The sequence below is a fragment of the Burkholderia sp. AU19243 genome, from assembly GCF_018148075.1.
GTDB lineage: Bacteria > Pseudomonadota > Gammaproteobacteria > Burkholderiales > Burkholderiaceae > Burkholderia > Burkholderia latens_A.
The window spans coordinates 217,080-233,644 of record NZ_JAGSTV010000008.1 but is presented as its reverse complement, the minus strand read 5'-3'; the positions used below and the strand labels follow the sequence as shown (position 1 = coordinate 233,644).

Here is a 16,565-nt window from a genome sequence, read left to right as displayed (position 1 = left end):
ATCACGGTCTGGAGACGCAACGAAATGAAGACGAAGACAAGGAACGGCCTGCTGGCCGCCGGCGCGTGCTGCGCGCTTGCCGCACCGGGTGCGCACGCGCAGTCGAGCGTGACGCTGTACGGGATCATCGATACGGGCGTCGAGTTCGTGTCGCACGCCAACGCGGCCGGCGATCACGTCGTGCGGATGCCGGGCGTGACGGGCGAACTGCCGTCGCGCTGGGGGCTGCGCGGCACCGAAGATCTCGGCGGCGGCTACCAGGCGGTGTTCACGCTCGAAAGCGGCTTCAACGTGCGCGGCGGCGATTTGGGCCAGGGCGGCCGGCTGTTCGGGCGGCAGGCGTTCGTCGGGCTGAAGAGCAGCTTCGGCACGCTTGCGTTCGGCCGCCAGTACACGATGACGTACCTCGCGCTGCAGGGCGCGGACATCATCGGCCCCGACATCTACGGGCTCGGCTCGTTCGACGCATACGTGCCGAACGGCCGCGCCGACAACGCGGTGACTTACGTCGGCACGTATCGCGGCGTGACGCTCGGCGCCGCGTATTCGTTCGGCCGCGACGGTGCGGGTACCGGCAACTCGCCGGGGCAGGGGACGTGCGCGGGACAGGTGCCTGGCGACGCGGTGCAATGCCGGAACTGGTCGGTGATGCTCAAGTACGACAGCGCGTATTTCGGCGCGGCGGCGTCGTACGAGGAACAGCGTGGCGGCACCGGTGCGGCCGCCAACTTCTTCGACGGCGTGGCGCCCGCCCCCTTCACGAGCAGCGGCGGCAAGGACACGCGCACGCACGTGAGCGCGTATGCGCAGGCGGCCGGCGCGCGGATCGGCGCGGGCTGGATCGGGCGGCGCGTGTCGACCGGTTCGCCGGCGGCGCCCGGCGCGCATTCGGATCTGTTCTTCGTCGGCGCGTCGTATGCGGTGAAGCCCGACTTCATCGTCGACGGCGAAGGCTACCGGATCGTCAACAGCGCGCACGACACGCGCGGCACGATGGCCACGCTGCGCGCGACCTATTTGTTGAGCAAGCGTACGGCCGTCTACGCGCAGTCGTCGTATCTGTGGAACAGCGCGCATGCACGCTACTCGGTCAGCGGCGGCGGCCCTGGCACGACGCCCGGCGCGGGGATGGGTCAGCTCGGCGCGATGGTCGGCGTGCGGCACATGTTCTGATTCATCGGCGTGACGAACTGAACGGGAGATATCGTGAACAGAAAATCTGCATTCCTGTATATCGCGCCGTTGTCGGCCGCCGCGATGCTTGCAGGTTGCGGCGGCGACGATTCGGTCAGCTCCGCACCGGCGCACCTGAGCGCCGCGACGCCGGCCGCGATGGCGCAGACCTGCGACGCGCTCGCGGCGAAGCTCGCGTATGCGAACACGTCGTTCACGTCGGTGACGACCGCGGCCGCCGGTGCGCTGAAGGTGGCCGGCAAGCCGATCGCCGAGCATTGCGTGGTGCAGGGAAAGATGAACGAGCGCGTGAGCGCGGTGGACGGCAAGACCTACGCGATCGGCTTCGAGATGCGCTTGCCGAAGGCATGGAACGGCCGCTTTTTCTATCAGGCGAACGGCGGGCTCGACGGCAACGTCTTGACCGCGACCGGCGAGATCGGCGGCGGCGGCCCGCTGACGGACGCGCTGAACCAGGGCTTCGCCGTGATCAGCTCGGACGCCGGGCACAGCGCCGCGCAGAATCCGCTGTTCGGCCTCGATCCGCAAGCGCGACTCGACTACGGCTACGGTGCCGTCGATGCGCTCACGCCGATGGCGAAACAGGTGATCCGGCTCGCATACGGGAAAGCGCCCGATCGCAGCTATTTCGGCGGCTGCTCGAACGGCGGCCGTCATGCGATGGTCACCGCCGTGCGCAACGCGGGCGACTATGACGGAATCATCGCAGGCGACCCGGGCTTTCACCTGCCGAAGGCGGCGATCGGCGAGATATACGGTGCGCAGCAGTTCGCAAAGATCGCGTCGGCGACCGGAACGAACGGGCTGCCCGACATCCGAAGCGGCTTCACCGACACCGAGCGCCAGTTCGTCGGCGCGAAGATTCTCGACAAGTGCGATGCGCTCGACGGCGTGGCCGACGGAATGGTGCAGGACGTTGCCGCATGCCAGGCGCATTTCAGCGTCGACACGGACATTCCCACCTGCGCGAATGGCACGCGTACCGGGTCGTGCCTGACGACCGCGCAGAAGGGTGCGCTGGAGAACGTATTCGCGGGCGCGCGCAACAGCGCGGGCACGGCGCTCTATGCGAGCTTTCCGTACGATCCGGGCATCTCGGGGCCGGGCTGGGCCGCGTGGAAGCAGTCGAATTCGATCGTGCTCGACCCGGCCGCGATGGCGTTCACGTTCATGACGCCGCCGAAAACCGCTGCGACGCTCGCGAATCTCGCCGGCTTCGCGCTCGGTTTCGACATGGACAACGACGCACCTGCGATCTTCGCGACGAACGGCACGTACAAGCAATCGTCGTGGTCGTTCATGACGCCGCCCGACGAGACGAACCTGTCCGCGCTGAAGTCGCGCGGTGCGAAGCTGCTCGTCTATCACGGCACCGGCGATCCGGTGTTCTCGTTCAACGACACGAGCGACTGGTATGCGCGGCTCGCGCAGGCGAACGGCGGCGATGCATCGAGCTTCGCGCGCTTCTATCCGGTGCCGGGGATGAACCACTGCTCGGGCGGGCCGGCCACCGACCAGTTCGACATGCTGACGCCGCTCGTCGCGTGGGTCGAGCAGGGCCAGGCGCCCACGGCGATCGTCGCCGCCGCGCGCGACACGACGAACGCGGTGCCGAACGCGGACGTGCCGGCGTCGTGGGGCGCGGGGCGCACGCGTCCGCTGTGTCCGTATCCGCAGGTCGCGCGCTACAACGGCTCGGGCGACCTGAATTCGGCGGCGAGCTTCAGTTGCCGGTGACGTAAGGGAACGCGCGAATGGACCAAGGTGCGCGCGCATCGGTCCATTCGCCGTGGCGGCGGGCAGGTGCGCGAAGCGGCGGCGTTCGACGCATGACGTCGTCATTTTCCGGGGAAGGCCGGATCAGGATGTACCATGGCGCGTCCTCGTCGGTGCGATGTGCTGACCGACGTGCAGCACCATGTCTCCTTCCTCCGATTCGACCATGCAAACCGTAGCGGTACTCGACTTCGAAACAACCGGGCTTTCTCCGAACATGGGAGACAGAGCGACCGAAATCGCCGTGATCCTGCTGCGCGACGGCGAGATCGTCGACCGCTACCAGAGCCTCATGAACGCAGGGCGCCGCATTCCGTCCGACGTTGTCGCGCTTACCGGCATCACGAACGAAATGATCGCGTCGGCGCCGCCGGTGTCGAAGGTGATGAAAGAGGCCGCCGCGTTCGTCGGCAGTCATCCGGTCGTCGCGCACAACGCCGGTTTCGACAAGCGCTTCTGGCAGGCCGAACTCGGGATGCTCGGGATGGCGGCCGACCATGCGTTCGCGTGCACGATGCTCGTCGCGCGGCGCGTCTACCCGGATGCGCGCAGCCACCGGCTGTCGAGCCTCGCCGACATGTTGCGCCTGCCGCAGACGGGCCGCGCTCACCGCGCGATGGTCGACGCGGAGATTGCGAGCCATCTGTGGTGCCGGATGCAGCGCGACATCGGCGCGACGTACGGACTGACGCAAGTCGATCACGGGCTCATGTCGCGCCTGCAGACGACGAGCAAGGCGAAGGTCGCGACGTTCTTCGGTTCGCTGGGCGCACGCGCGCGCTGACCCCGGCGCCTGCAGTGCGGCCGGTGCGCGGGTCGATCCGGCGGATCCGCCGAAGTGGCGCCAGGCGTGCGCTCGGCCGGCCGTTGTGAGCGACCTCGAACGCACGCCGCATCATGTCACAGCAGTTCGCCCATACACGCATCGAACTGCGCGACGAGCGTGTCGACGTCGTCGGTCGTCGTCTGCGGGCACACGAGCATCATGTTGTGGAACGGCGTGATCAGCACGCCGCGGTTCAGCAGATACAGATGCACGATGTGCTCGAGCTCGCTGTCGAGTTGCTCGCCCGCGATCGTGCCGTTGCGCGGCGGCACCGGCGTGAACTGGAACTCGGTGCGCGCGCCGATGCGCGTCACGCACCATGGCAGCCCGCGCTTCGCGATTGTCTGTTCGAGCCCGCTGGCGAGCCGCGCGGCCAGTTCGAACATGTGCGCATACGCGGCATCGGTCGCGACTTCTGCAAGCGTCGCCCGCATTGCATGCATCGCGAGCATGTTCGCGGTCAGCGTCGTGCCGATGCCCGAATGGCCGGGCGGCGCGTTCAGCTTCGCCTGCTTCGCGCGATTCGCGAATTCGGCGCTAAACCCGTACACCGCGCACGGCACGCCGCCCGCGATCGGCTTGCCCACGACCAGCGCGTCCGGCTCGAGGCCGTGCGCGGCCGCGTAACCGCCCGGGCCGCTGCTGATCGTGTGCGTTTCGTCGATCACGAGCAGCGTGCCGTATCGGCGCGTCAGCTCGCGCGCGGCGTCCCAGAAACCGGGCTCGGGCAGCACCATTCCGATGTTCGTCATCGCCGGCTCGGCGAGCACGCACGCGACGTCGCCAACCTTCAGCGCCGCTTCGAGCGCGTCGAGATCGTTGAACTCGATCACGCGCGTGTTCGCGAGCAGGTCATAGGATTGACCGAGCAGGCTGTCGCGCTGCACCGGACGACCGTCGACGAGGTCGACGAACACGTCGTCGACCGTGCCGTGATAGCAGCCGTTGAACACGACGATCGTGTTGCGGCCGGTGGCCGCGCGTGCCCAGCGCAGCACGAAGCGGTTCGCGTCGCTCGCACTCAGCGCGAATTGCCAGATCGGCAGCTTGAAGCGCCGCGCGAGTTCGCGCGACACCCATGCGGCGTCCTCGCTCGGCAGCATCGTCGTATAGCCGCGCGTCGCCTGTTCGGCGAGCGCGCGCGCGACGGGCTCGGGAGCATGGCCGAACATCGCGCCGGTGTCGCCAAGGCAGAAGTCTGCGTAGCGGTGACCGTCGACGTCGGTGAACGTCGCGCCGCGCGCTTCTTTCACGACCAGCGAAAACGGTGTCGACCAGTCTTGCATCCAGTGCAACGGCACGCCGAAGAGCAGGTGCTCCGCCGCTTCCGCGGACAACGCGCGGGAGATCGGCATGGCTTCGGTGAACGCGTGGCGCTCACGATCGAACAGTGCGCGAGCGCGGATGAGGTCGACTCCGTGGCGGGTCTGCAATTGAAGCTCCTGTGACGGGGTTAAGGGACCGGTGAAACCTCCGCGAGCTTGTCATATTCCGTGCGCGCGGTCGATCCGGGCTAGCCGGCCGCGCCGGGATGCCGAAAGTTTGTGCGCATAAAGATACGACGACGTACGTCTTGTCGCGCTGGACGGGGCGATTGTCACGTCGCCGTGGTCGATCTACGGGTTCAACGTCGGTGCGATGACGCTGACGAACGTGACGATCGCCGACAAGCGGTGATGAAACGCGTTCGCGTGCGATCGGCGCGGTGCGCGCGAGCGCATTACGCCAGCATCTTGACCATGTGGTGTTCGTCGTAGAAGCGTCCGTCGACGAACAGCGCACGCGGTTCCGTGCCGAACCGGACGAAGCCCTGCGACGCATATAGCCGCTCCGCGCTGCGGTTGATCTCGTTTACGCACAGCGTCAGCTGCGTGCAGCTCCACGTTTGCGCTGCGTGGGCTGTGGCGGCGTCGAGCAGCGATTGCGCGACGCCCCGCCCGCGATATGCGGAGGCGACGAACACGCCCCATATCAATGCCTTGTGCGCTACCTTCGCGCGCGTATCGCGGCGCACGCCGGTGATGCCGATGAGCGTGTCGTCGTCGAATGCGCCGAATACGGCCTGCACGCCGCTGGGCGTAATGCGCGTCGCGAATTCCTCGACCGGGATGCCGGCTTCTTCGTCGCGCGTCGGCAGGAACGACGTCGGCGACGTGTCGATCGCGTGCAGGCGGACGGAGCGGAATTGCGCCGCGTCGGCGGCATCGAGCAGGCGGATCGTGATCATCGGTGCGGTTCGCGGGTTTGTCAGCGGGATTTGCGGCGTGCGCGGCGGCGGTGCATCGACAATGCTAAGGGGAAACGCGTGCGTTTGCCTGTGCGATCGCCGTGCCGCATCGACGCGCGTGGCGCACGTTACGGGCACGCGAATGGCGGCCGTTGCCGCGGGCGGGAATCGCGACACAGGCGTGTGACGAGCCGACCGGAAATTGCGCATGCCGTGGCGAACCCGTGCTCACCCGAGCCAGCCGGAACGCCGCATGTTGGCCGACGCGCTCCACGCGAGGCTCGTCCTCGGGCGGGATTTCGATCTGCGGGGAGGTGACGGTGCGGTGTCGTGCGCGAATGCGATGCGGCGCCGACCGAGAGAGCCGAAGATGAAGCGATGCGCGCCGGGCGTCGCGCCGGCGCGCGTGAAGTGCGGACAATGCGTCGGGATCCTGCGGCGCGGTGTGTCATGCGCCCGACCGCGTCGGGGGCACGTCCGCCGTTAATACCGCGACAGCTGATTGCCGTTGATCTGCACGCGATCGCCCGGACGCAGGTCGCCCGGCGACTGCACGTCGAACGACCGCGTCGAGCCGTCGCTGACGCGTACGTCGATCCGGTAGCTGCTTGGCGGCTGGGCCGCGCCCATTTGCTGGCCGATCTGGTTGCCGGCCACGGCGCCGCCGAGCGCGCCGATCACGGTCGCGGCGTCGCGGCCGTGGCCGCGGCCGAACTGGTTGCCCACCAGGCCGCCGACCAATGCGCCGACGACGGTGCCCGCGACCCCCGACGCACCGACCGAGCCGCTCACCGGCTGGATATTCGCGACCGTGCCGTATTGCGTGCCGTAGCCGTTGCCGTACTGGCCGGCGTAAGGCTGCGGGTTGCCGTACTGGTCGTACTGCGGCGCCTGGTTCGGATAGGCCGGCTGCTGCGGTTGAACGTAGCCGGGTTGCGAATACGCGGGTTGCGCGTAGCCGGGCGTCGCGTACTGCTGCTGCGGATAACCCGGTTGCGCGCCGTAGTACCCCGGCGCGACACAGGCGGTCAGCGGAAGCGCCGCCACGGCGACGAGCGAGGCGAACAGAACGGTCTTCGTGGAAGGCATGCGCATCATGGTGATTTCCTGCATCGGCAACGTGTTCGCCGACGAAAGCCGGGACGGGTGGCGAACTCGGCGTGAGTATAAGGAAAGGGCGGATGCGCGTCCGGTGCGGCCGGGTAACAACGTGTAAAGTCTGTTGCCGCGCAAATCGGTGTGCACATTGGCGTGGGGTGGGCCGCGCGGGCGGCCTGCGCAGGTGGCAGCCCGTCACGCACACGTCGGCCGTTCTGCCGATTCCGCTGCGACCGCGCCCTCATCCGCCCACGCGGGCATCCGCGCCGCACATTGCGGAATCGAATGCACGGCATCGCGACATTTAATTGGCCACTGGCAGCCCGGTCCGATATCGTGGCCGCATTCGCTGCCAACGGTCCCGCCCGCCGGCTGCGGTGCCGTTCCCGTTTCCGCGCCAGTGTCGCGCAGCCACCGCCCCACCCATTCCAGCTCATGACCGATCGCTTCTTCACCCACGCCGTCGATGCCGGCGGACAGCCCATCAACCTCGTCGTCCGTGAAGGGCGCTTCGTCGCGATCGGCGCCGACTGCACCGCCGTGCCGGGTGCGGAAACGATCGACCTCGGCGGCTGCGTCGTACTGCCCGGCTTCGTCGACGGCCACATCCATCTCGACAAGAGCTTCGTCGGCGATCGCTGGGTGCCGCACGAACCGGTCGGCTCGCTGCGCGAGCGGCTCGCGGTCGAGACGCGCCAGCTCGCGGCGGCGCCGCCGATCGTCGAGCGTGCGAACGCGCTGATCGAGCAGGCCGCCGCGTTCGGCACGATCGCGATGCGCAGCCACGTCGACGTCGATGCGACGACGGGCCTGTCGAACCTGCAGGCCGTGATGGCGGCGCGCGAACAATGGCGCGGGATCGTCGACATCGAACTCGTCGCGTTTCCGCAGGCCGGCGTGGTGAGCTGCCCTGGCACCGCGGCGATGCTCGATGCGGCCGTGCGCGAAGGCGCGGACGTGGTCGGCGGGATCGATCCGACGACGCTCGACGGCGATGCGGACGGCCAGCTCGACATCGTGTTCGGCATTGCCGAAAAGCGCGACGTGAAGATCGATATCCACCTGCACGAGCCGGGCGCGACCGGCATCGCGCAACTGCTGCGGATCGCGGCGCGCACGCGCGCGGCGGGCCTTGGCGGTCGCGTGAACGTGAGCCACGCCTATGCGCTCGGCCAGGTCGATCACGGCGACGTCGAGCGTGCGGCCGCGGCGCTTGCCGACGCCGGCGTGTCGATCCTGACCAACGCGCCGGGCGACTGCGCATTCCCGCCGGTGCGGCAACTTCGCGACGCTGGCGTGCACGTGTTCGCGGGCAACGACAACATCCGCGACGCGTGGTGGCCATATGGCAACGGTGACATGCTGCAGCGCGCGATGATGGTCGGCTACCGCTCGGGCTTCTATACCGACGACGCGCTCGGCATCGCGCTCGACATGGCAACGCACGCCGGCGCCCGCGCGATCGGCAAGGCCGATTACGGGATCGCGGTCGGCTGCGACGCGAGCTTCGTCGCGGTGCGCGCACCGAATGCGGCGGCGGCCGTGGCCGGCGTGCCGGCCGAACGCTGGGTGTTCCGCCGCGGCGAAGCCGATACCGGCGCGCCGATTGCACCGGCCCTGCGTTTCGGGCGATGACGAACGACCGCCGTCGCGGTGCCTGCATCGCGGCGGACTCGCATCGAGCGACTGACCGACGCACCGATACACCGACTGACCCTCTCGGAACCGACATGACGAATTTGCTGATCCGCAACGTCCGCACGCACGCCGACGAAGCGTTCGACATCCTGATCGAAGGCGACCGCATCGCGCGCATTGGCCCGTCCCTCGACGCACCCGCCGACTGTGCGATCGAAGACGGCGCGCACGCGCTTGCACTACCCGGCCTGGTCGAAGGCCATACGCATCTCGACAAGACCCATTGGGGGATGCCGTGGTATCGCAATGCGGTGGGGCCGCGACTCGTCGATCGCATCGAGAACGAACGCACGTACCGCGCGACGAGCGGCCATGATGCGGGTGCCGCGTCGCTCGCGTTGTCGCGCGCATTCCTTGCGGCCGGGACGACACGCATTCGCACGCACGTCGACGTCGATACCGACGCGGGCCTGCGGCATCTGCACGGTGTGCTTGCGACGCGCGAGACGCTGCGCGGCCAGGTCGACATCCAGATCGTCGCGTTTCCGCAGTCGGGCGTGCTCAAGCGGCCCGGCACGGCCGCGCTGCTGTCCGACGCGCTGGCTGCGGGCGCAGATTTACTCGGCGGGCTTGATCCGTGCGCGATCGAGGGAGATCCGGTCGACGCGGTGGACGTGCTGTTCGGCATTGCCGAGCGCCATGGCTGCGGGCTGGACGTGCACTTGCACGAGCGCGGCTCGATGGGGGCGTATTCGCTCGACCTGATCCTGCAGCGCACGGCTGCGCTCGGCATGCACGGCAAGGTCACGATCAGCCATGGCTTCTGCCTCGGCGACATCGCCGACCGCGAGCGCGACGCGCTGCTCGCCCGGATGGCCGAACTCGGCGTCGCAATTGTCACGACGGCGCCGGCCGCGGTGCCGGTGCCGCCGGTGGTTGCGTGCCGTGCGGCCGGCGTGACCGTGATCGGCGGCAACGACGGCGTGCGCGACACGTGGACGCCGTACGGTTCGCCGGACATGCTCGAGCGCGCGATGCTGATCGGCATGCGCAACGATTTCCGGCGCGACGATGCGCTGGAAGTCGCGCTCGACTGCGTGACGCACGGCGCTGCGCGCGGCTGCGGCTTCGCCGACTACGGCCTGGAAGCGGGCAAGCGTGCGGACGTCGTGCTCGTCGATGCGCTGACATTTGCCGAGGCCGTCGTCTCGCGGCCGACTCGACGGCTCGTCGTGTCGTCGGGGAAGATCGTCGCGCGTGATGGTGTGCTTGTCTGAACGCCGCCTTGCTGTCCGCAGGATCGGGCTGCCTTCAGTCCGACGGGCGATGCGGGGCGCGCGCGATGGCGATCCGCGCTGAACGCGCGCGTTGCGGCGGGCGGGGTGGGGTTTCGTTCAGCCTGCCTCCCGGAAGATGCCGATACGACGCACCCGAGTGATGGCGATAAGGTCCAATCGAACGCATCGCGGCCGGTATGATCGGGCTTCCTTCAGCTCGATTTCCGGGGAGACGACGATGCGATGCACCCGCATGACGACGGCACGCGCCGCGCGATGCGCGCGATGGGTGGCCGCGGCCCTGTTCGCGGCGACGTCCGCGCACGCGATTGCGTCCGGCGTGGATAGCGTGGATAGCGCACTTCAGGAGGCGAACCGTCGTACGGTGCTCGCGTTCTACGAGAAAGGGCTGAACGAGAAGGACGCGGACGCCGCGCTCGCGTACGTTGGCGACCAATACGTGCAGCACAACCCGAACGCGGCCGACGGCCGCGACGGCTTCCGCAAGTTCGTCGCGTTCCTGCGCGACACGTATCCGCAGTCGCATAGCGAGATCAAGCGCTCGTTCGTCGACGGCGACTACGTGATCCTCCACGTGCACGCGGTGCGCGAGCCGGGCACGCGCGGCAGCGCGATCGTGGACATCTTCCGGCTCGCGCACGGCAAGATCGTCGAGCACTGGGACGTGAACCAGCCGGTGCCGGAGCATGCGGCGAACGGGAATACGATGTTCTGACGCGCGGCGGTCTTTCGGCAGCACCGAGCGCCAACGGCCATCTGCACGCCGACGCCCAAATCGCCGCAGAGCCGCGTTTATTCCTCCTCGTGCTCGAGCATCGCCGCGAGCACCTTCGTCAGTTCGCTGACCATCGGATCGGCAGTCGGCCGATGCAGGATCGCAATGTCCATGTGCTCGATGGGCGCGAAGCCGCCGGGCTCGTCGTTCAGCACCACGTGGTCGTCGGTCACCACGCGCGCGGGCAGCACGCTGATCCCGAGCCCGTCGGCCACCGCCGCCTGGATTCCGCTCAGGCTCGATGTCGTGAAGCTGATGCGCCAGCGGCGGCCGCGTTCCTCGATCGCCTTGATCATGTCGTCGCGATAGAGCCCGCGCGGCGGAAACACGACGATCGGCACCGGGTCGAGGTCGATCGTCGGATGCCGTGCGCTGTCGATCCAGCGCAGTTTCTCGGGCCAGCGTGCCACCGCCTCGCGGCTGTCGCGCCGTTGCTTGATCAGCACGAGATCGAGCTCGCCGCGATCGTAGGCCGCACAGATGTCGCGGCTCAGCCCGCACGTCACTTCGAGCTTCACCTGCGGGTGGTCGCGCTTGAACGCCGCGAGCGCATGCGTCGTGCGGCCCGCCGCGAAATCGTCGGGCACGCCGAGCCGGATCGTCAGCGCGACGGTCGCGCCCGACAGCGCTTCGAGCATCTCGTCGTTCAGCGCGAGCATGCGCCGTGCATAGCTGAGCACCGTCACGCCGGCGTCGGTCGGCCGTACGTCGCGCGTGCCGCGGTCGAGCAGTCGATGCCCGGCGATCTCCTCGAGCCGCCGCACCTTCTGGCTGACCGTCGACTGCGTCGAATGCAATCGCGCGGACGCGGTCGTGAAGCTGCCGCAGTCGGCCACCATCACGAGTGCGCGCAGCAGGTCGAGGTCGAACAAAGGTCTATTCATTTCCGCACTTTTATCGATTCTGGCATTTCATTTTCAAATGAATGCGACGACTTTTAGCATGGCCGGGGCCCGCGGGCAATCGCGGTTTCGCCGGACTCGGCGTGCGTGCGTCGCCCGCGGTGGCGCACGCGGCACGAGCACGATGGATGTTGTTCAAACGATGAGCGATGGCCGGCGCGCTTGCGCTGACGGTGCGCACATCGGCCACCGCAGCCGCCCACGGCGGAGCGCTCGGTGCAAGGCTGCGCAGCGCAACGGACCGCGGCGCTGCCGGCGACGCCCGGATGGTGTTGAAGCACGCCGCGCGAATCAATTCACGAGACGACGAGAGCCGCGCGGTGTTCCTGCCCGCAACGCGCGAATCACGCGGACCGGACGCGCATGCCCGTCGACGGCAAGCGGTCTAGGATGGTGGCAATCAAAGTCCGATATCCATACGAAAGAGCGCTCGGGCGCCAGCGAATTATCGACATTGGAAGATGTGGATATCCGGCATCGCCCACTCTCGATCAACTGTGCGATTCGCTCGGGTAAACACCGAAAAATATAGTAATTTGCCGCAATAAGCGCTCTATATTTCTCTATTGCGCGCATCTTGAGCGACTTCTCCGGGCGGCCGTTGCCGATCGTCCATGGCTGCGTTTTCATGCCTTGCGCTCACGGATTGAGCGGTCTAGACTGCATTGCAGTTTCAACGAAGTCCCGTCTTTCGCGCGCCGTATTCGGCTCCCCGGCGCACGGCTCCCAATGGACGCCCGGCGCTTGCCGCCGCGTCGAGACCACAAGGACACCCGTCATGATCCGCACTGCAAAGCTTGTCGTTTCCGTGCTGGCGCTCGCGCCGCTCGTCTCGTTCGCGCAGGATACGGCGACGATCCGGTGGGGCATCGATCCCACTTATCCGCCGTTCGAGGCGAAGCAGCCGGACGGCTCGCTCGCCGGCTTCGATATCGACCTGCGCAATGCGATCTGCGAGCAGCTGCGCGCGAAATGCGTGTGGGTCGAGCAGGGCTTCGACGGGATGATTCCGGCGCTGCGCGCGCGCAAGTTCGACGTGATCATGTCCGCGATGACGGCCACCGACGAACGGCTCAAGCAGATCGATTTCTCGAACAAGCTCTATGCGTCGCCGGGCGCGCTCGTCGCGCCGGTCGGCTCGAAACTGCTGCCCACGGCCGCGTCGCTCGCGGGCAAACGCGTCGGGATCGACCAGGGCACCACGCAGGAGGCCTACGCGAAGGCGGAATGGGCGACGAAGGGCGTGACGATCGTGTCGTACCAGAACCAGGACCAGGTGTACCAGGATCTGGTGAACGGCCGGCTCGACGCGACCTTCCAGGACAAGACGCAGGCCGGCTATGCGTTCCTGAAGACGCCGCGCGGCAAGAACTACGCGTTCGCCGGCCCCGACGTAACCGACGTGCGTATCACCGGCTACGGCGTCGCGATGGGCGTGCGCAAGGGCGACGCGGAGATGAAGAAGCGGCTGAACGATGCGATCGCCGCGATCCGCGCAAACGGCACGTACCGGAAGATCGCTGCGAAGTACTTCGACTTCGATATTTACGGTGCTAAGCAGCAGGTGACGTCGGCACCGTGAAGCCGTCCATGTCGCCCATGACCTCATGATTCATTCAATCGACAGCCACCCCATGACGAGTATCCAGGACCGCGTCGCGCAAGCCGTGACGCCCGAACTGATCGCCGCGTTCCGCGACGAAGGCGCGGTGTGCATCAAGGGCATCTTCTTGCCCGACGAGGTGGCCGCGCTGCGCGCCGGCATCGACGCGAATCTCGCGCAGCCGAGCGCGCGCGCGAAAGTGGCGAGCCGGCCCGACGATCCGGGCTGGTTCTTCGAGGACTTCTGCAACTGGCAGCACAACGCCGCATATCGCGACTTCATCGTGCATTCGCCGGCGCCGTCCGTCGCGGCCGCGCTGATGGGCGCGCGGACGGTGCGGCTGCATCACGACCATCTGCTCGTGAAGGAGCCCGGCACGCGACAGCGCACGCCGTGGCATCAGGATCAGCCGTACTACAACATCGAAGGCGACGACAACGTCAGCATGTGGATCCCGGTCGATCCGGTGCCGCTCGAATCGACGCTGGAATTCGTCGCCGGCTCGCACCGTGGGCCGTGGCTGATGCCGCGCACGTTCATGGACAAGGAGGCGAAGTGGTTTCCGGAAGGCAGCCTCGCCGATCTGCCCGACATCGAAGCCGACCGTTCGGCGTTTCCGATCCGCCACTGGGCGCTCGAGCCGGGCGACATGGTGTGCTTCAGGATGCTGACGTTGCATGCGTCGGGCGGCACGCAGAACCGTCGGCGCGCGTTCTCGATCCGTTTCGTCGGCGACGATATCCGCCACGCACCGCGCCGCTGGAAGACGTCGCCCGATTTCCCCGGGCTCGCCGACGAACTGCCGGCTGGTGCGCCGCTCGATCATCCGCTGTTTCCGGTCGTGTGGTCGCGCGGGGCAGGGCAGGTCGCGGCGATCTGACGCGGCTTCGCGGACACCGACCACATCGGGCGTCATGCGCGCGGCGGCGGCGTCGCGAAGAGGCGGTTGCCGCGCGCGATCGTTTGCTTGCTTCGGCGAAGGTTGCTCAGGTCGGGTGGCGGCCCGCGCCGGGTTTGAACCGCGAGCCGAGCCGGTAGCGATTGCCCGGATGCAGGAAGTGCACGAACGTGACCGGCAGCCCGTTCGTCCAGGTGCGGCGCGTGAGCGTGAGGCACGGCTCGTCGGCGCGCATGTCGAGCAGCCGTGCCTGTTCGCTTGTCGGCAGCGACGCGTCGACCACGTGCTCTATCTCCAGTTCGTAGTGCGACACGTTGTTGAACAGGTATTCGGACGGCGGTTCCGCCTGAAAGTCCTGATCGATGAATGCCGGCGCGGCGGCCGGATTCACGTAGCGGTCCTCGAGCTGGATCGGGCGTCCGTTTTCCTCGTGCACGCACACGACGTGATAGACCGGCGTGTTGACCGCGAGCCCGAACGCGGCTGCGACGTCGAACGATGCGGGCTCGCGCGACCGACTCAGCACGCGACACGTGTATTCGTGCCCGCGCGCGCGGATTTCGTCGCGGATGTGCGCGATCATCAGCAGGTTCGACTGCGGTTTCGCTTCGGCGACGAACGTGCCGACGCCTGCAATGCGCTTGAGCACGCCTTCCTCGGTCAGCTCGCGCAGCGCGCGGTTGACCGTCATGCGCGCGACGCCGAATTGCGCGGCGAGATCGAGTTCGGACGGAATGCGGTCCCCGGGCCGCCAGTCGCCTGCATCGACGTTCTGGCGAACGAGCGTCTTGATCTGCTGGAACGGTGCGGTGGTCTTCGTGACCATCGGAGGATCCTTGCGCGAAGAAGTGACGAGGCTAGTCGTCGTGACTGACGATGACCAGGATTTCCGCCTGCGCGGCGCCGAGGCTGCGCGTGCGGTGCGGGATGAGTGCGTTGAAATAGACTGAATCGCCGGTCTTGAGTTGCACCGTCTCGTTCGGAAATTCGATTTCGATACGCCCCTTGTGCACGAACAGGAATTCCTCGCCTTCGTGTTCGCGGAACGTCGACGCCGCGAATTCGTGCGGCGGGTGCACGATGAACGGCAGCATTTTCTTCGGCGCGACGCCGGCCGCGATGCTTTCGAAGCGGTGCGCGTGGCTGTCGGCCGCCGCACCCATCGCCGTACGCTCCCCCGCGCGCGTGACCGTGATCAGCTCGCGGTTCCGGCTTTCCGAGAACAGCTGCTCGACATCGACATTCAGCGCCTTCGACAGCTTCAGCGCAACCCCGATCGACGGCACGCTCAGGCCGCGCTCGACCTTCGACAGGTAGCTCTTGGTCAGGCCGGTCTCGTCGGCCAGCACGTCGAGCGTCCAGCCCTTCTGTTTTCGGAGCAATTTCAGGCGAATCGTCATGGGGCGCCACGGGTTCTTCGAAAAATCGATTGTAGCGCATGACACAAAGTGTCATAAGGTGTATTGTGTGTCCTGAAGCTCCCGGGGAGACGGCTGCGGTTGGCGTGGCCGATCCGGTTCATTCAGGAGGCGAACATGGCGGAAACGCTGAATTTGACGAAGGAGGCGCTGGTCGAGCTTGCGGAGCGGCGCCTCGACAACGAGGTGGGCGACAGCGGCTGGTCCGTCCGGCAGAAGCTGGCACTGACGTGCCGGATCCTTTTCGACGCCGGCCATGATTCGGGGCTGGCCGGACAGATCACGTGCCGCGCGGACGAAGCCGGCACGTATTACACGCAGCGGCTCGGGCTCGGTTTCGATGAAATCTCGGCCGCGAACCTGCTGCGCGTCAACGAGGATCTCGACGTGGTCGACGGCAAAGGCATTCCGAATCCGGCCAACCGGTTCCATACGTGGATCTACCGCGAGCGGCCGGACGTGAACTGCATCATTCATACGCACCCCGCCCACGTGGCGGCGCTGTCGATGCTCGAGCAACCGCTCGTCGTGTCGCACATGGACACGTGCCCTTTGTACGACGATTGCGCGTTCCTGAAGGACTGGCCAGGCGTGCCGGTCGGTAACGAGGAGGGCGAGATCATCTCGAAGGCGCTCGGCGGCAAGCGGGCGATCCTGCTGTCGCATCATGGCCAGCTCGTGGTCGGCAAGACGATCGAGGAAGCATGCATGCTCGCGCTGCTGATTGAGCGGGCGGCGAGGCTGCAACTGCTGGCGATGTCGGCCGGCGAGATCAAGCCGGTTCCGCCGGCGCTGGCGCGCGAAGCGCACGACTGGATTTCGAAGCCGAAGCGTGACGCCGTGACCTTTGATTACTACGCGCGCCGCGCGTTGCGTACGCACCGGGACTGCATCGCATGATCGGGCATTTCG

The 16,565-nt window shown here is 67.3% G+C and carries 15 protein-coding genes; 9 read left to right on the top strand and 6 right to left on the bottom strand.

The genetic code is table 11. The annotated features are described in order from the left end of the window. Positions 1–24 precede the first annotated feature (24 nt). From KDW55_RS17565 to KDW55_RS17555, 3 genes are all read left to right on the top strand, one after another. Entirely contained in the window at positions 25–1,173 is a 1,149-nt protein-coding gene (locus KDW55_RS17565) for a porin (protein ID WP_069243446.1), read from the top strand. A gap of 33 nt (positions 1,174–1,206) precedes the next feature. Beyond that, positions 1,207–2,931: a tannase/feruloyl esterase family alpha/beta hydrolase gene (locus KDW55_RS17560; protein ID WP_212161626.1), complete on the top strand. Its 1,725-nt coding sequence runs from the start codon at positions 1,207–1,209 to the stop codon at positions 2,929–2,931. Between the two features lie 205 nt (positions 2,932–3,136). Further along, on the top strand, positions 3,137–3,754 hold the full coding sequence (locus tag KDW55_RS17555; RefSeq protein WP_209822072.1) for a 3'-5' exonuclease: 618 nt from the start codon (positions 3,137–3,139) through the stop codon (positions 3,752–3,754). A 116-nt stretch (positions 3,755–3,870) separates the two neighbouring features. On the opposite strand, the gene KDW55_RS17550 is transcribed toward KDW55_RS17555, so the two are convergent. The 3 genes from KDW55_RS17550 to KDW55_RS17540 all read right to left on the bottom strand — a co-directional run bounded on the left by KDW55_RS17550 (position 3,871) and on the right by KDW55_RS17540 (position 7,121). After that, on the bottom strand, positions 3,871–5,229 hold the full coding sequence (locus KDW55_RS17550) for an aspartate aminotransferase family protein (protein ID WP_212161627.1): 1,359 nt from the start codon (positions 5,227–5,229) through the stop codon (positions 3,871–3,873). Between the two features lie 287 nt (positions 5,230–5,516). Beyond that, the gene (locus KDW55_RS17545; RefSeq protein ID WP_040138900.1) at positions 5,517–6,023 is read right to left on the bottom strand and encodes a GNAT family protein; all 507 of its coding nucleotides are present in this window, start codon (positions 6,021–6,023) and stop codon (positions 5,517–5,519) included. Positions 6,024–6,506: 483 nt separating this feature from the next. Further along, positions 6,507–7,121 carry a glycine zipper 2TM domain-containing protein gene (locus tag KDW55_RS17540; protein WP_212161628.1) on the bottom strand — a complete coding sequence of 205 codons (615 nt, stop codon included), beginning with the start codon at positions 7,119–7,121 and terminating at the stop codon, positions 6,507–6,509. A gap of 435 nt (positions 7,122–7,556) precedes the next feature. Here KDW55_RS17540 and KDW55_RS17535 point away from each other — a divergent pair, with 435 nt between their 5' ends. From KDW55_RS17535 to KDW55_RS17525, 3 genes are all read left to right on the top strand, one after another. Further along, positions 7,557–8,756: an amidohydrolase family protein gene (locus KDW55_RS17535; protein ID WP_069243441.1), complete on the top strand. Its 1,200-nt coding sequence runs from the start codon at positions 7,557–7,559 to the stop codon at positions 8,754–8,756. A 95-nt stretch (positions 8,757–8,851) separates the two neighbouring features. Further along, a complete protein-coding gene (locus tag KDW55_RS17530; protein WP_212161629.1) occupies positions 8,852–10,036 on the top strand; it encodes an amidohydrolase family protein in 1,185 nt (394 codons plus the stop codon). A 238-nt stretch (positions 10,037–10,274) separates the two neighbouring features. After that, a complete protein-coding gene (locus tag KDW55_RS17525; RefSeq protein WP_156789121.1) occupies positions 10,275–10,772 on the top strand; it encodes a nuclear transport factor 2 family protein in 498 nt (165 codons plus the stop codon). 77 nt (positions 10,773–10,849) lie between these two features. On the opposite strand, the gene KDW55_RS17520 is transcribed toward KDW55_RS17525, so the two are convergent. After that, positions 10,850–11,716, bottom strand: a complete 867-nt coding sequence (locus KDW55_RS17520; RefSeq protein WP_040138897.1) for a LysR family transcriptional regulator — start codon at positions 11,714–11,716, stop codon at positions 10,850–10,852. A 796-nt stretch (positions 11,717–12,512) separates the two neighbouring features. Between KDW55_RS17520 and KDW55_RS17515 the strand changes: the two genes are divergently transcribed. Then, positions 12,513–13,316, top strand: coding sequence for an ABC transporter substrate-binding protein (locus tag KDW55_RS17515; protein WP_040138895.1), 804 nt, complete (start codon positions 12,513–12,515; stop codon positions 13,314–13,316). Positions 13,317–13,368: 52 nt separating this feature from the next. Next, positions 13,369–14,217, top strand: coding sequence for a phytanoyl-CoA dioxygenase family protein (locus KDW55_RS17510; RefSeq protein ID WP_040138894.1), 849 nt, complete (start codon positions 13,369–13,371; stop codon positions 14,215–14,217). Positions 14,218–14,323: 106 nt separating this feature from the next. Here the strand turns inward: KDW55_RS17510 and hutC are convergent, their stop codons facing one another. Both hutC and KDW55_RS17500 read right to left on the bottom strand, forming a co-directional pair. Further along, positions 14,324–15,061 carry a histidine utilization repressor gene (gene hutC / locus KDW55_RS17505; protein WP_209822064.1) on the bottom strand — a complete coding sequence of 246 codons (738 nt, stop codon included), beginning with the start codon at positions 15,059–15,061 and terminating at the stop codon, positions 14,324–14,326. Between the two features lie 31 nt (positions 15,062–15,092). Continuing rightward, positions 15,093–15,635 (bottom strand): XRE family transcriptional regulator, encoded by a 543-nt coding sequence (locus tag KDW55_RS17500; protein ID WP_040138892.1) that lies wholly within the window; start codon positions 15,633–15,635, stop codon positions 15,093–15,095. 135 nt (positions 15,636–15,770) lie between these two features. Between KDW55_RS17500 and KDW55_RS17495 the strand changes: the two genes are divergently transcribed. Next, positions 15,771–16,553 carry an aldolase gene (locus KDW55_RS17495; RefSeq protein ID WP_040140874.1) on the top strand — a complete coding sequence of 261 codons (783 nt, stop codon included), beginning with the start codon at positions 15,771–15,773 and terminating at the stop codon, positions 16,551–16,553. Positions 16,554–16,565: the final 12 nt, after the last annotated feature.